Raw genomic sequence first — 13,035 nt, 5'->3', positions numbered from 1 at the left:
TCAGCCCTCCAGTGCGGTGTATTGATCCGGGTCGTCGATGTTCGACACTTCCCAGGTACGGGCAAATTTCGGGATGCCCAGCGGGTCTTCGAGCAGCGTCGGGCCGAGGTACAGGGTTTGAGTAAATGAAACGGTCCAGGCGGTGTACGCCCGTGTCTCGCTGACAAACGTGGACGGGATGCCCTCAATACTCATCGGCAGGTCGCATTGTTCGCCTGGCAGTGTCCAGCGGTTATCGGCGACCAGGTTTTTCAACTCACTGGCCAGATCGCAGGCCGCCAACCCCGCGCCGGGCAACACGGCTTGCAAGGAAATCGTCAGGACATGAGCAATACGTCCATCGTTGGCACGGTTGCCCGGCGCGTCACGCTCGATGGCGATCAGCACCCAGGGCTGATCGCCGGTGCCATCGAAGTCTTGATGAGTCCCGACGTTCAAACCGGGAATGGCGGAGCGCAACGTCTCGGCAATGGCGGAAAACAGCTGCGACGGTTTTTCGATGACAGCGGGCATCAATGGCCTCCTATTCCTATGGCAATACGAAGATCAGCGACGCCGGTTCACTGTTGATCGGGACGAGAATCGCGCGGTGGTACTTCACAAACGCCAATCCGCTTGGCGGCCCAGCGTTCGTATAGCCCGATGGCCACGTCCGCCCCAGCCATCGCCGTCAGGCAACCAAAGGCACCGGCCGCCCAGATCGACAAGCCGGCGGCGTACAGCAGCATGATGGCCGAGACCCCGCAGATCATGCAGGCCCCGGAGCGCAAGGCCAGGCGCCGCAGCAGTGACCAGCCACGGGCGCCCTCCTTGTCGGCGCGCCACATTTCGCCGGACACCCCTCCTGCCACGGCGAGGAGGATGACGAGCCAGATCGGCATGTCCAGCAACGCTTGTTGCTCGTTTGTCATGTCACGCCTCCTGGGGTGATTGATGAGTGATGTGTGTTGGATTCAATCGATGTCTCTTGAGGTAGGCATTCCAAAAAGCCCGGCAATGAGCCGGGCTTTTCAGTAATGCGGTCCTGCTGACTTTTCGGTGCTACTGGCACGGTACGAGTCCATTCAAATTGTTTTTCCGACCGCGGTCCCTGCCCGCCGGATAACTGCTTCTGGTGCTTTACGCTGCACACCCGGGTCAGTTGCCAACCCTCTGAACCGTTGAGGCCGGTTCATCGCTGCCTTTGTAGTGGAACTAAAGAGCTTTGTTTCCAGCCGCCTTGTTGGGCGGCTTGAGACAAAGAATATGCATGGATGCATATACAGTCAATGCATAAATGCATTTATTTATGCATCAGAAATGCACAGACGCATGAAAGCCTTGTAGACAAAGGCGTTTTGCAGTTTTTGGCAGGCGAAAAAAAACCCGCCGGAGGCGGGTTTTATCTGACAGCGGTGAGGTTAACGGGCGTACATGCCCCACCAGAAGACGTGACCAAGGATGACGATTTGCTCTTCCTGGATTTCCTGGAAGCTGTAGTCCTCGTCCGGATGCTCATCGCGATTGAAGCTGCGCAGGCGAATCCCGGTCGGCAGGCGATAAAGCTGTTTCACCCGCAACTGACCGTTGTGGTTGATGGCATACAGGTCGCCGTCGACGATGTCGCCAATCCCGCATTTGCCGGCATTCACCCCAACCGTGGCACCGTCACGCAGCACCGGCAACATGCTGTTGCCGCGCACGGTCACGCATTTGGCCTGGTCGAACTGCACACCGTTATGGCGCAAACTGCGTTTGCCGAAGCGCAGGCTAGAGCGCTCGCTCTCTTCGATGACGAATCTTCCTGATCCAGCAGCCAATTCAACCTCGCGAAGAAAGGGGACCGACACCTCGTCGTCATCGACAGGCGTATCGTCGTCCCACAGGCTTATGTCCTTGAGTTCCGAATGCAACTCATCGCGCCCGGCGCTGGCGGCCGGCGCGACATCCGCGCGCCCCCGCAACTGATCGGTGCTCACGGCGAAATACTCGGCGATCTTCGAGATGTGTTTATCCGAAGGATCGACGATCTTCCCGCTGAGGATGCGCGAGAGAGTGGATTGAGGCACGCCGGTGCGACGGTGAAGCTCCGTGGGGGAGATCCCGTGCTGATCGAGCAGCGCTCTTAAGACGGTAGAAACATTGCGTTTTTGCATAACGCGCATAGTGCTTGATCTTTTTTTGGAAGACAAATGCAAAATTGCATAATTTGTGCATAGACCCACGAAAAATTGCCCTGGGGCTTTCATGCCTGCGTCGGGCGGACCGCCCATGGTAACCTTGCGCCCATCGCGAAAAAGCCGGGCCGATGCCCCTCCTTTGCCCCACACCTTTTAACGAATTTGCCGATATCCGATGAATAAAGCCGTCTCCGATCTGTCCTCCCACACGCCAATGATGCAGCAGTACTGGCGCCTGAAGAATCAGCACCCCGACCAGCTGATGTTCTATCGCATGGGCGACTTCTACGAGATCTTCTATGAAGACGCGAAGAAGGCCGCCAAGTTGCTGGACATCACCCTGACGGCTCGTGGGCAATCGGCGGGTCAGGCGATTCCGATGTGTGGGATTCCTTACCACGCCGCGGAAGGTTACCTGGCGAAACTGGTGAAGCTCGGCGAGTCGGTGGTGATCTGTGAGCAGGTCGGCGACCCGGCCACCAGCAAAGGCCCGGTAGATCGTCAGGTGGTGCGGATCATCACGCCCGGCACGGTCAGCGATGAAGCGTTGCTGGATGAACGTCGGGACAACCTGATCGCGGCGGTGCTGGGTGACGAGCGTCTGTTCGGTCTGGCGGTGCTGGACATCACCAGCGGCAACTTCACGGTGCTGGAGATCAAGGGTTGGGAAAATCTGCTGGCGGAACTGGAGCGGGTCAACCCGGTTGAGCTGATGATCCCGGATGACTGGCCGAAGGACCTGCCGGCAGAGAAACGTCGTGGGGTTCGTCGTCGCGCACCGTGGGATTTCGAGCGCGACTCGGCGCTGAAAAGTCTTTGCCAGCAGTTTTCCACCCAGGACCTGAAAGGTTTCGGTTGCGAGAACCTGACCCTGGCCATCGGCGCCGCCGGTTGCCTGCTCAGCTACGCCAAGGAAACCCAGCGCACCGCCCTGCCGCATTTGCGCAGCCTGCGTCATGAACGCCTGGACGACACCGTGGTGCTGGACGGCGCCAGCCGGCGCAACCTGGAGCTGGACACCAACCTGGCCGGTGGTCGCGACAACACGTTGCAATCGGTGGTCGACCGCTGCCAGACCGCCATGGGCAGCCGTTTGCTGACCCGCTGGCTGAACCGTCCGCTGCGGGATCTGACCGTATTGCTGGCCCGTCAGACGTCGATTACCTGCCTGCTGGACCGTTATCGTTTCGAGAAATTGCAGCCGCAGCTCAAGGAAATCGGCGACATCGAGCGGATTCTGGCGCGGATCGGCCTGCGCAATGCCCGTCCTCGTGACCTGGCGCGTCTGCGCGATGCCCTCGGCGCACTGCCAGAGTTGCAGGTGGCAATGGCCGAGCTTGAAGCCCCGCACATCATTCAACTGGCGACGACTACCAGCACCTATCCGGAGCTCGCAGCGCTGCTGGAAAAAGCCATCATCGATAACCCGCCCGCAGTCATTCGTGACGGCGGTGTGCTGAAAACCGGTTACGACAGCGAACTCGACGAGTTGCAATCGCTGAGCGAGAACGCCGGGCAGTTCCTCATCGATCTGGAAGCCCGCGAAAAGGCCCGCACCGGCCTGGCCAACCTGAAAGTCGGTTACAACCGCATTCACGGTTACTTCATTGAGTTGCCGAGCAAGCAGGCCGAGTCGGCACCGGCGGACTATATCCGTCGCCAGACCCTCAAGGGTGCCGAGCGCTTCATCACCCCGGAACTGAAAGCGTTCGAAGACAAGGCGCTGTCAGCCAAGAGCCGCGCCCTTGCGCGCGAGAAGATGCTCTACGAAGCACTGCTCGAAGACCTGATCGCCCAGTTGCCGCCCTTGCAAGACACCGCCGCCGCACTGGCCGAACTGGACGTACTGAGCAACCTCGCCGAGCGGGCGCTGAACCTGGACCTGAACTGCCCGCGTTTCGTCAGCGAGCCGTGCATGCGTATCAGCCAGGGTCGCCACCCAGTGGTCGAACAAGTACTCACCACGCCGTTCGTGGCCAACGACCTGAGCCTCGACGACAGCACCCGTATGCTGGTGATCACCGGTCCGAACATGGGCGGTAAATCCACCTACATGCGCCAGACCGCGTTGATCGTGCTGCTGGCGCACATCGGTAGCTTCGTGCCGGCGGCCAGTTGCGAATTGTCCCTGGTCGACCGGATCTTCACCCGGATCGGTTCCAGCGATGACTTGGCGGGCGGACGCTCGACGTTCATGGTCGAAATGAGCGAAACCGCGAACATCCTGCACAACGCCACAGAGCGCAGTCTGGTACTGATGGACGAAGTCGGGCGCGGCACCAGCACCTTCGACGGCTTGTCCCTGGCGTGGGCCGCGGCCGAGCGTCTGGCGCAGCTGCGGGCCTACACACTGTTCGCCACGCACTATTTCGAGCTGACGGTGCTGCCGGAGGCCCAACCGCTGGTGGCCAACGTGCACCTCAATGCCACCGAGCACAACGAACGCATCGTGTTCCTGCACCATGTGCTGCCTGGGCCTGCCAGCCAGAGCTATGGCCTGGCGGTTGCGCAGCTGGCCGGGGTGCCGAGCGAAGTGATCGTGCGTGCCCGTGAGCATCTGAGCCGACTGGAATCCACGGCGCTGCCCCATGAAGCTCCGACTCCGATCAAAGGCAAACCTGCCGCGCCGCAGCAAAGCGACATGTTCGCCAGCCTGCCGCACCCGGTGCTGGATGAACTGGCCAAACTTGATCTGGATGACCTGACACCGCGCAGGGCTTTGGAAATGCTCTATACATTAAAGACACGGATCTAACGCACTTGCCTGCAAGCTGTTAGAATCTCGCGCGGTTTGGGATGCTGCAGGCCCATAGCCTGGCCTGCAGACTATCGCTCCCGAACCTGGCGACCCCGTCCTGAAGGGGCTCCGCTGCCGCCGCCTGAGGAGAAAATTAGAAATGACCTTCGTCGTCACCGACAACTGCATCAAGTGCAAGTACACCGACTGCGTAGAAGTCTGTCCGGTGGACTGCTTTTACGAAGGCCCGAACTTCCTGGTGATTCACCCGGATGAGTGCATCGACTGCGCCCTGTGCGAACCCGAATGCCCTGCCGTGGCCATCTTCTCTGAAGATGAAGTTCCGGAAGATATGCAGGAATTCATTCAGCTGAACGTTGAGCTGGCAGAAATCTGGCCCAACATCACCGAGAAGAAAGAATCGTTGCCCGACGCCGAAGAGTGGGATGGCGTCAAAGGCAAGATCAAAGACCTCGAACGCTGATTACTCCCGCGTTCCCGAAAAGGCCCCTTGTGGGCCTTTTTGCTTTTCTGCGGACAAAAAAAGGGGCGGTTTGACCCGCCCACATTTTTTCCCTATTCCCTGTGTTCCTTTTCATCGTCCTGATGAATCGCTTCCTGCGATATCCATTCCCCTCCTCCTTGAAGGGCGTGTCTATCCCTCGACACAGTTCAAATACTAGAGAATTCCCCACCAAGAGCAATCGGCCTCTATGGCTGATAGCAGCTGTAACATGCTATTAATATTAAAAAATAATCATATAAATCAATTAGATACACAACTAACACGCGCCATATAGACAACTGCCGGGGTGTAAAAATAGTGAACACTTACGAAAGAGTAAGCAAAAACTTACACCACGAGACTACAAACCCGAGGTGGTATTAAAAAGAACAGTTATCCCATAGTCCCGGCAACAAAAAACCCCGAACCAGTCGGGGCTTTTTGCAACCAGTGAACGAGTTGCTTATTGGAACAGCGACTCACTCGACAGGCCGTTTTTCTCGAGAATCTCTCGAAGACGCTTGAGGCCTTCAACCTGGATTTGCCTGACCCGCTCCCGGGTCAGGCCGATTTCCAGGCCGACATCTTCAAGCGTGCTGCTCTCATGACCTCGCAAGCCGAAGCGGCGTATGACCACCTCGCGTTGTTTGTCGGTCAGTTCCGAGAGCCATTGATCAATGCTCTGCGACAGGTCGTCATCCTGCAACAGCTCACATGGATCGGTCGGACGGTCATCGGTCAGGGTGTCCAGCAGGGTTTTATCCGAATCCGGACCCAGCGAGACGTCGACCGAAGAAACCCGCTCATTCAGGCCGAGCATGCGCTTGACCTCGCCTACCGGTTTCTCCAGCAGGTTGGCGATTTCTTCGGGTGAGGGTTCATGGTCGAGCTTTTGAGTCAGCTCCCGAGCAGCCCGCAAGTACACGTTGAGCTCTTTGACCACATGGATCGGCAACCGGATGGTCCGGGTCTGATTCATGATCGCGCGTTCGATGGTCTGACGAATCCACCAGGTGGCGTAGGTCGAAAAGCGGAAACCGCGTTCAGGATCGAACTTTTCCACTGCCCGGATCAGGCCGAGGTTACCCTCTTCGATCAGGTCCAGCAGCGACAGCCCACGATTGACATAACGTCGGGCGATTTTCACCACCAGCCGCAGGTTGCTTTCAATCATGCGCTTGCGTCCGGCCGGATCGCCACTTTGCGACAAGCGTGCAAAATGAACTTCTTCTTCCGGGGAGAGCAATGGGGAAAAACCGATTTCGTTGAGGTACAGCTGCGTGGCATCGAGTGCCCGTGTGTAGTCGATGTACTTGTGTTGCTTTAGCGAAGCGGAGTGTCTGGATTTGGCACGAACGGAAGGTGGTGCGTCCCCTTCATCATTCGACATCGAATCCGTAGCGATGCCGGTCTCCATCAGGAGAACCTCATCGTCGATGTCAAACTCCGGCACTTCTTTACTGAGAGCCATTGTTATAGTCCTTTGGTGAGTTCGACCTCAAGCTCAAGCGGCGCCTTGATCCCTGGCAACGCTGGAGCCTGTTCCCTCTACGCGACGGAACAGGCTGGTGAACAAATCAACGACGCGGCAGGAATTGCAGCGGATCTACAGGTTTACCTTGTCGGCGAATCTCAAAATGCAATTTCACCCGGTCTGTACCCGTTGACCCCATTTCGGCAATTGTCTGTCCGACCTTGACCTGCTGCCCCTCCCGAACCAACAGCCTGCGGTTGTGACCGTAGGCACTGACGTAGGTATCGCTGTGTTTGATGATGACTAATTCGCCGTAGCCCCTTAAGCCACTCCCGGCGTATACCACCGTCCCATCAGACGCAGCTAAAACAGGCTGTCCCAAATCTCCGGCGATATCAATTCCTTTATTCAAACTACCGTTTGAAGAGAATTTTCCAATCAGAATGCCATTAGAAGGCCACCCCCAGCCCGTCGGGGCCGGACCGGCAGGAGGCAGTGGCGCGGGTGTCGGCTTGCTGGCGACGGACGGTGCAAGCACCGCTGTAGTGGTCGTCGTGCCGTTTGCCTGGCGCCGAATTACCGTTGTTTTGCTCGACGAGGAAGGCGAGGAACTGGACGAACTCACGACCGCCGTCGGTGTTGAATCGTTGCGACCGTCGAAGCGAATCGTCTGACCCGGATGGATCGTGTAAGGCGTAGGAATGTTGTTCCTTGCCGCGAGGGCTTTGTAGTCCCAGCCATAGCGAAAGGCGATGGAGAACAATGTGTCCTTGGGTCGAACAATGTACTGGCCGGTGGTTACGGCCGGACGCTGGGCGACCGCATTGTTGCGATCGACAACTCCCACGCTACTCGATTTGGTGCTGGAGCAACCGACCAGCAAGGTACTCAAGACAAGACCAGTCACCAGACGCTGAAAGCTCGTTATACCCATTCGCTGCGCAATGACTGTGAGACTCACCCGCCGCTCCCTTTGTGGTGGCTGAAAATATGAATTGCCGTGTTTCGGCACGAAATGTCGCAAGTATAACGGGCCGAACAGGCTTTACCTTTAATGAAGCGGATTGGCTTCACGCACACGTTTGCTGTCTGACGATGAATTGCGTTTAACCCATCGATGCCGCTGTAAGACCCGGGCAATCGAAGAGAATTCAGCGCGCCAAAACAAATGCTCAGGCCAGCGGCCCGTTGAGCAATGGCACAAAGCGCACCGCCCCCAGAACACGCCTGGAAAAGCCCTGTTCTTCGCGAATGATCAACATCAATTGTTGCACCTCGCCGGAGCCGACCGGAATCACCAGCCGCCCGCCCGGCGCCAATTGATCGAGCAGTGCCTGAGGCACGTCGGTGGCCACCGCGGTGACAATGATGCCGTTGTACGGCGCCAGCGCCGGCCAGCCTTCCCAGCCATCGCCCCAGCGAAATACCACGTTGCGCAGGTTCAGTTCCACCAGGCGCTCCTTGGCCCGGTCTTGCAGAACCTTGATCCGCTCCACGGAAAAAACCCGCTCGACCAATTGCGACAGCACCGCCGTCTGGTAACCCGAACCGGTGCCGATCTCCATTACCTTGTCCAACGGCCCGGCTTCCAGCAGCAGCTCGCTCATGCGCGCCACCATATAAGGCTGGGAGATGGTCTGGTTATGGCCAATCGGTAGCGCCGTATCTTCATAAGCGCGGTGGGCCAGCGCCTCGTCGACGAACAGGTGACGCGGCGTGCGGCGGATGACCTCCAGCACCTTGGCGTTGGACACCCCTTCTTCATAGAGACGCTGAATCAGCCGCTCACGGGTCCGCTGGGAGGTCATCCCGATGCCGCGGTGCAGAATATCGTCTTGTTCACGAGCCATTAGCGCAGCCCCTCCAGCCAGCCATCGAGACTTCTGAAGGCATCATTAAAGGTGCGATCCAGTTGCAGTGGCGTGATTGAAACATAGCCTTGCATCACCGCATGGAAATCGGTGCCCGGGCCGCCATCTTCGGCGTCCCCCGCCGCAGCGATCCAATAACCGGATTTACCGCGCGGATCGACTACTTTTATCGGCGCAGCGGCCCGGGCGCGATGGCCCAGGCGGGTCAACTGGATACCGCGGATATGTTCCAGCGGCAAGTTGGGAATGTTCACGTTCAGTACCGTGCGCGGTGGCAGATCGAGGTCCGCGTGAGCCTCAACCAGTTTGCGCGCAAAATAGGCCGCCGTGGGAAGGTTCTCCACTTGCCGTGAGACGAACGAAAAGGCAAACGAAGGACGCTCCAGGAAACGTCCTTCAAGGGCCGCCGCCACAGTACCGGAATACAGCACGTCATCCCCCAGGTTCGCACCCAGGTTAATTCCGGAAACTACCATGTCCGGCTCGAACTCCAGCAAGCCGTTAAGGCCCAGGTGCACGCAATCGGTAGGCGTTCCGTTGAGGCTGATAAAGCCATTGGCCAGGGTATGCGGGTGCAACGGACGGTCGAGCGTCAGCGAGCTGCTGGCGCCGCTTTTGTCCTGGTCCGGGGCGATAACCACGCATTCGGTGTAATCCGCCAGCGCAGCATAAAGCGCGGCGAGACCGGGTGCGGTTACCCCATCGTCGTTAGAAATCAGAATACGCATGGGCTGTCCGTCTGCCCCACCGGCACCAGATCGACGAGTTCACGCACCAATACGGTGGCGAAGCATCCGGCCGGGAGGACGAATTCCAGTTGCAGAATGTCAGGCTCGGGATAATGCCACGTCAACCCGCCAATGGGCAGCCGCAGGATGCGACGTTCGTGACTCATTCCGGCGTTAATCAACCAATCGCGCAGATCCGCTTCGCGCGCGGCGATTGCCTGCTCCAGTTCATGGACAGCGCCCGACGCTGGTGAGTCACCTTCGCCCCACTGCGGGCCGGTCGGGTGCAGGTCGAGAATCGCCAGACGAGGGTCGCTGCACTCGGCTTCACCCGCCGGGAAAAAACTGCGGCTGTCGGTGAACGCCAGCAGATCGCCCACCTGAGCACGCTGCCAGGTGCCATCGGCGACACGTGCCGCCAGCACCTGGTTAAACAGAAAACTACGCGCGGTGGAGAGCAGGCGCGAACGCACATTGCGCTGTTCCGGCAGGGCCTTGCGCGCTGCCCAGGCACGGGCGTCGACGACGTTGCCGCCGTCATGCCCGAAACGCTGGGCGCCGAAATAATTGGGAATACCTTGCCTGGCGATCAGTTGCAGACGCTCTTCGATCGCCGCCTTGTCACCGGCGAACTGAGTCAGACGCAAGGTGAAGCCGTTGGCCGAGTGGGCACCGCGTTGCAGTTTGCGTTTATGCCGACCGGTCTTGAGGATTTTCAGCGTGTCGTTTTCCGCAGCCGACAGATCAGGATCGGCCTTGCCCGGCAGTTGCACGCTGAACCACTGACGAGTCAGCGCCTGCCGGTCCTTGAGGCCCGCGTAGCTGACGGTACGCAACGACACACCCGCTGCCTTGGCAATCCGCCGTGCCGCTTCCTCGGTATTCAAGCCGCGTTTTTCCACCCAGATCCACAGGTGTTCGCCATCGCCGCTCAGGGGAATATCGAGGACTTCATCGACCTGGAAATCTTCCGCCGTGGCTTTCAGCACAGCGGTGCCGAGGGCTTGACCATAGGCCCGTGGGCCGAGCAATTGCGCCTCGTTCATGCGCGCAGCAACAAGGCAACGGAGTGCACGGCAATACCTTCTTCGCGACCGACAAAGCCAAGCTTTTCGGTGGTGGTAGCTTTCACGTTCACTTGATCCAACTCAATTTGAAGATCCGCGGCAATCAGCGCGCGCATCGATTCGATATGCGGGGCCATTTTCGGGGCCTGGGCGACGATGGTGTTATCGACGTTGCCGACTTTCCAGCCCTTGGCGTGGATCAGTGCGACGACATGACGCAACAGCGCACGGCTGTCGGCGCCCTTGAATTGCGGGTCGGTGTCCGGAAAATGCTTGCCGATATCACCCAGCGCGGCAGCACCGAGCAACGCATCGCTCAAGGCGTGCAGCAGGACATCACCGTCGGAATGGGCAAGCAGCCCGAAGCTGTGTGCAATCCGCACCCCGCCCAGCGTGATGAAATCGCCCTCACCGAAACGGTGCACATCATAGCCGTGGCCAATACGCATAAAAAAACGCCCCGATTTTTGTCAGGGCGTGATTCTACCTGCATTAGGCGCTTAGAGCGCGCGCGTGATGCTGCAAGTGTTCATCGATAAAACTGGCGATGAAGAAATAACTGTGGTCGTAGCCAGGTTGCAGCCGCAACGTCAGCGGATGACCAGCCAGTTTGGCCGCCTGTTGCAGGGTTTCAGGCTTGAGCTGGGTGGCGAGGAAATCGTCGCGGTCGCCCTGATCCACCAGCAGCGGCAATTTCTCGTCGGCCTCGGCGATCAATGCACAGGCATCCCACTCGCGCCATTTCGACCGGTCTTCACCCAGGTAGCGGGAAAAGGCCTTCTGCCCCCACGGGCAATCCATCGGGTTGTTGATCGGCGAGAACGCTGACACCGATTGATAACGTCCCGGATTGCGCAAGGCGCAGACCAACGCACCGTGGCCACCCATGGAATGGCCGCTGATGCCGCGCTTTTCCGATGCCGGGAAATGAGCCTCAACCAATGACGGCAATTCCTGCACGACATAGTCATGCATCCGATAGTGCCGCGACCAGGGTTCCTGTGTGGCATTGAGATAAAACCCGGCTCCGAGACCGAAGTCCCAGGCACCGTCCGGATCGCCCGGCACTTCAGGGCCGCGCGGGCTGGTGTCCGGTGCGACGATGATCAGCCCCAGCTCGGCGGCCATGCGCATGGCACCGGCCTTCTGCATGAAGTTCTCATCGGTACAGGTCAGGCCAGACAACCAGTACAACACTGGCAGCTTGCCGCCCTGCTCCGCTTGCGGCGGCAGGTACACGGCAAACACCATGTCGCAACCGAGCACATCGGAGCGATGGCGATAGCGCTTATGCCAGCCGCCGAAGCTTTTCTGGCAGGAGATATTTTCCAGGCTCATGAGCGACCTCAGAAATGAATGACGCTACGGATGCTTTTGCCTTCATGCATCAGGTCAAACGCCTTGTTGATATCTTCCAGGCCCATGGTATGGGTGATGAAGGTGTCCAGCGGGATCTCGCCGGTCTGGGCCATTTCAACATAGCTTGGCAACTCGGTACGGCCGCGCACCCCACCGAACGCCGAACCGCGCCAGACGCGACCGGTGACCAACTGGAACGGACGAGTGGAGATTTCCTGGCCGGCGCCGGCCACACCAATGATTACCGACTCGCCCCAACCTTTGTGGCAGCACTCAAGTGCGGCACGCATCAACTGCACGTTGCCGATGCATTCGAACGAGAAGTCGACGCCGCCATCGGTCATGTCGACGATCACTTCCTGAATCGGACGATCGAAGTCTTTCGGGTTCACGCAGTCGGTGGCGCCCAATTGCCTGGCGATTTCGAACTTGGCCGGATTAATGTCGATGGCGATGATCCGGCCAGCCTTGGCTTTGACCGCGCCGATCACGGCAGACAATCCGATGCCGCCCAGACCGAAGATAGCGACGGTGTCACCCGGCTTGACCTTGGCAGTGTTGATCACCGCGCCGATGCCGGTGGTGACGCCACAGCCCAGCAGGCAGACTTTTTCCAGCGGTGCTTCTTTAGGAATTTTGGCGACGGAGATTTCCGGCAGCACGGTGTACTCGGAAAACGTCGAGGTGCCCATGTAGTGGAAAATCGTTTCGCCCTTGTAGGAAAAGCGCGAAGTGCCATCCGGCATCAGGCCTTTACCCTGGGTTGCACGAATCGCTTGGCAGAGGTTGGTTTTGCCCGACAGACAGAATTTGCACTTGCCACATTCCGGGGTGTACAGCGGGATCACATGGTCACCGACGGCCACCGAAGTCACGCCCTCGCCGATCGCTTCGACCACCGCGCCACCTTCGTGACCCAGGATCGACGGGAAAATACCTTCCGGGTCCGCGCCCGAGAGGGTGTAGGCATCGGTATGGCAGACACCGGAAGCGACAACGCGCAGCAGGACTTCACCGGCCTTGGGCATGGCGACATCGACTTCAACGATCTCGAGGGGCTTCTTGGCCTCGAAGGCAACGGCGGCGCGCGACTTGATCATGCTGACTCTCCAGTGAATAAAAACGAGACAGGGAG

Annotated in this window: 13 protein-coding genes; 2 read left to right on the top strand and 11 right to left on the bottom strand. The window is 58.9% G+C overall.

The window, feature by feature from the left end:
* From PSH64_RS05735 to PSH64_RS05725, 3 genes are all read right to left on the bottom strand, one after another.
* Positions 1-513 (bottom strand): hypothetical protein, encoded by a 513-nt coding sequence (locus PSH64_RS05735; RefSeq protein ID WP_305480186.1) that lies wholly within the window; start codon positions 511-513, stop codon positions 1-3.
* Positions 514-560: 47 nt separating this feature from the next.
* On the bottom strand, positions 561-911 hold the full coding sequence (locus PSH64_RS05730; RefSeq protein WP_018926992.1) for a phage holin family protein: 351 nt from the start codon (positions 909-911) through the stop codon (positions 561-563).
* Positions 912-1,400: 489 nt separating this feature from the next.
* The gene (locus PSH64_RS05725) at positions 1,401-2,135 is read right to left on the bottom strand and encodes an XRE family transcriptional regulator (RefSeq protein WP_305481114.1); all 735 of its coding nucleotides are present in this window, start codon (positions 2,133-2,135) and stop codon (positions 1,401-1,403) included.
* A gap of 199 nt (positions 2,136-2,334) precedes the next feature.
* Here PSH64_RS05725 and mutS point away from each other — a divergent pair, with 199 nt between their 5' ends.
* Positions 2,335-4,914 (top strand): DNA mismatch repair protein MutS, encoded by a 2,580-nt coding sequence (mutS, locus tag PSH64_RS05720; protein ID WP_305480185.1) that lies wholly within the window; start codon positions 2,335-2,337, stop codon positions 4,912-4,914.
* Positions 4,915-5,056: 142 nt separating this feature from the next.
* On the top strand, positions 5,057-5,380 hold the full coding sequence (gene fdxA, locus PSH64_RS05715) for a ferredoxin FdxA (protein ID WP_003222178.1): 324 nt from the start codon (positions 5,057-5,059) through the stop codon (positions 5,378-5,380).
* A gap of 484 nt (positions 5,381-5,864) precedes the next feature.
* Here fdxA and rpoS read toward each other — a convergent pair whose 3' ends face one another.
* The 8 genes from rpoS to PSH64_RS05675 all read right to left on the bottom strand — a co-directional run bounded on the left by rpoS (position 5,865) and on the right by PSH64_RS05675 (position 13,000).
* Complete coding sequence (rpoS, locus tag PSH64_RS05710; protein ID WP_105340288.1) at positions 5,865-6,872, bottom strand: RNA polymerase sigma factor RpoS; 1,008 nt, start codon at positions 6,870-6,872, stop codon at positions 5,865-5,867.
* Positions 6,873-6,978: 106 nt separating this feature from the next.
* The gene (locus PSH64_RS05705) at positions 6,979-7,836 is read right to left on the bottom strand and encodes a peptidoglycan DD-metalloendopeptidase family protein (RefSeq protein WP_305480184.1); all 858 of its coding nucleotides are present in this window, start codon (positions 7,834-7,836) and stop codon (positions 6,979-6,981) included.
* A gap of 211 nt (positions 7,837-8,047) precedes the next feature.
* Entirely contained in the window at positions 8,048-8,683 is a 636-nt protein-coding gene (locus tag PSH64_RS05700) for a protein-L-isoaspartate(D-aspartate) O-methyltransferase (protein WP_172901226.1), read from the bottom strand.
* Positions 8,684-8,724: 41 nt separating this feature from the next.
* Positions 8,725-9,474, bottom strand: coding sequence for a 5'/3'-nucleotidase SurE (gene surE / locus PSH64_RS05695; RefSeq protein WP_018926998.1), 750 nt, complete (start codon positions 9,472-9,474; stop codon positions 8,725-8,727).
* Positions 9,462-10,520 (bottom strand): tRNA pseudouridine(13) synthase TruD, encoded by a 1,059-nt coding sequence (truD, locus tag PSH64_RS05690; protein WP_105340286.1) that lies wholly within the window; start codon positions 10,518-10,520, stop codon positions 9,462-9,464. The genes surE and truD overlap by 13 nt, the downstream gene beginning before the upstream one ends.
* Positions 10,517-10,990, bottom strand: a complete 474-nt coding sequence (ispF, locus tag PSH64_RS05685; protein WP_019581009.1) for a 2-C-methyl-D-erythritol 2,4-cyclodiphosphate synthase — start codon at positions 10,988-10,990, stop codon at positions 10,517-10,519. Before ispF ends, truD begins: the two co-directional genes overlap by 4 nt.
* A 43-nt stretch (positions 10,991-11,033) precedes the next feature.
* Positions 11,034-11,879 carry an S-formylglutathione hydrolase gene (fghA, locus tag PSH64_RS05680; RefSeq protein WP_105340284.1) on the bottom strand — a complete coding sequence of 282 codons (846 nt, stop codon included), beginning with the start codon at positions 11,877-11,879 and terminating at the stop codon, positions 11,034-11,036.
* A gap of 8 nt (positions 11,880-11,887) precedes the next feature.
* Positions 11,888-13,000, bottom strand: a complete 1,113-nt coding sequence (locus PSH64_RS05675; protein ID WP_018927002.1) for an S-(hydroxymethyl)glutathione dehydrogenase/class III alcohol dehydrogenase — start codon at positions 12,998-13,000, stop codon at positions 11,888-11,890.
* Positions 13,001-13,035 lie beyond the last annotated feature (35 nt).

Source organism: Pseudomonas sp. FP1742 (assembly GCF_030687145.1).
Lineage (GTDB): Bacteria > Pseudomonadota > Gammaproteobacteria > Pseudomonadales > Pseudomonadaceae > Aquipseudomonas > Aquipseudomonas frederiksbergensis_D.
The sequence above is the reverse complement of the archived record's forward strand: the minus strand, read 5'-3'. Positions and strand labels throughout refer to the sequence as shown.

Bases quoted from the DNA above. Each gene is read 5' to 3' on its own strand.
- PSH64_RS05735 (WP_305480186.1), bottom strand. From the start codon at position 513: ATGCCCGCTGTCATCGAAAAACCGTCGCAGCTGTTTTCCGCCATTGCC.
- PSH64_RS05730 (WP_018926992.1), bottom strand. From the start codon at position 911: ATGACAAACGAGCAACAAGCGTTGCTGGACATGCCGATCTGGCTCGTC.
- PSH64_RS05725 (WP_305481114.1), bottom strand. From the start codon at position 2,135: ATGCAAAAACGCAATGTTTCTACCGTCTTAAGAGCGCTGCTCGATCAG.
- mutS (WP_305480185.1), top strand. From the start codon at position 2,335: ATGAATAAAGCCGTCTCCGATCTGTCCTCCCACACGCCAATGATGCAG.
- fdxA (WP_003222178.1), top strand. From the start codon at position 5,057: ATGACCTTCGTCGTCACCGACAACTGCATCAAGTGCAAGTACACCGAC.
- rpoS (WP_105340288.1), bottom strand. From the start codon at position 6,872: ATGGCTCTCAGTAAAGAAGTGCCGGAGTTTGACATCGACGATGAGGTT.
- PSH64_RS05700 (WP_172901226.1), bottom strand. From the start codon at position 8,683: ATGACCTCCCAGCGGACCCGTGAGCGGCTGATTCAGCGTCTCTATGAA.
- surE (WP_018926998.1), bottom strand. From the start codon at position 9,474: ATGCGTATTCTGATTTCTAACGACGATGGGGTAACCGCACCCGGTCTC.
- truD (WP_105340286.1), bottom strand. From the start codon at position 10,520: ATGAACGAGGCGCAATTGCTCGGCCCACGGGCCTATGGTCAAGCCCTC.
- ispF (WP_019581009.1), bottom strand. From the start codon at position 10,990: ATGCGTATTGGCCACGGCTATGATGTGCACCGTTTCGGTGAGGGCGAT.
- fghA (WP_105340284.1), bottom strand. From the start codon at position 11,879: ATGAGCCTGGAAAATATCTCCTGCCAGAAAAGCTTCGGCGGCTGGCAT.
- PSH64_RS05675 (WP_018927002.1), bottom strand. From the start codon at position 13,000: ATGATCAAGTCGCGCGCCGCCGTTGCCTTCGAGGCCAAGAAGCCCCTC.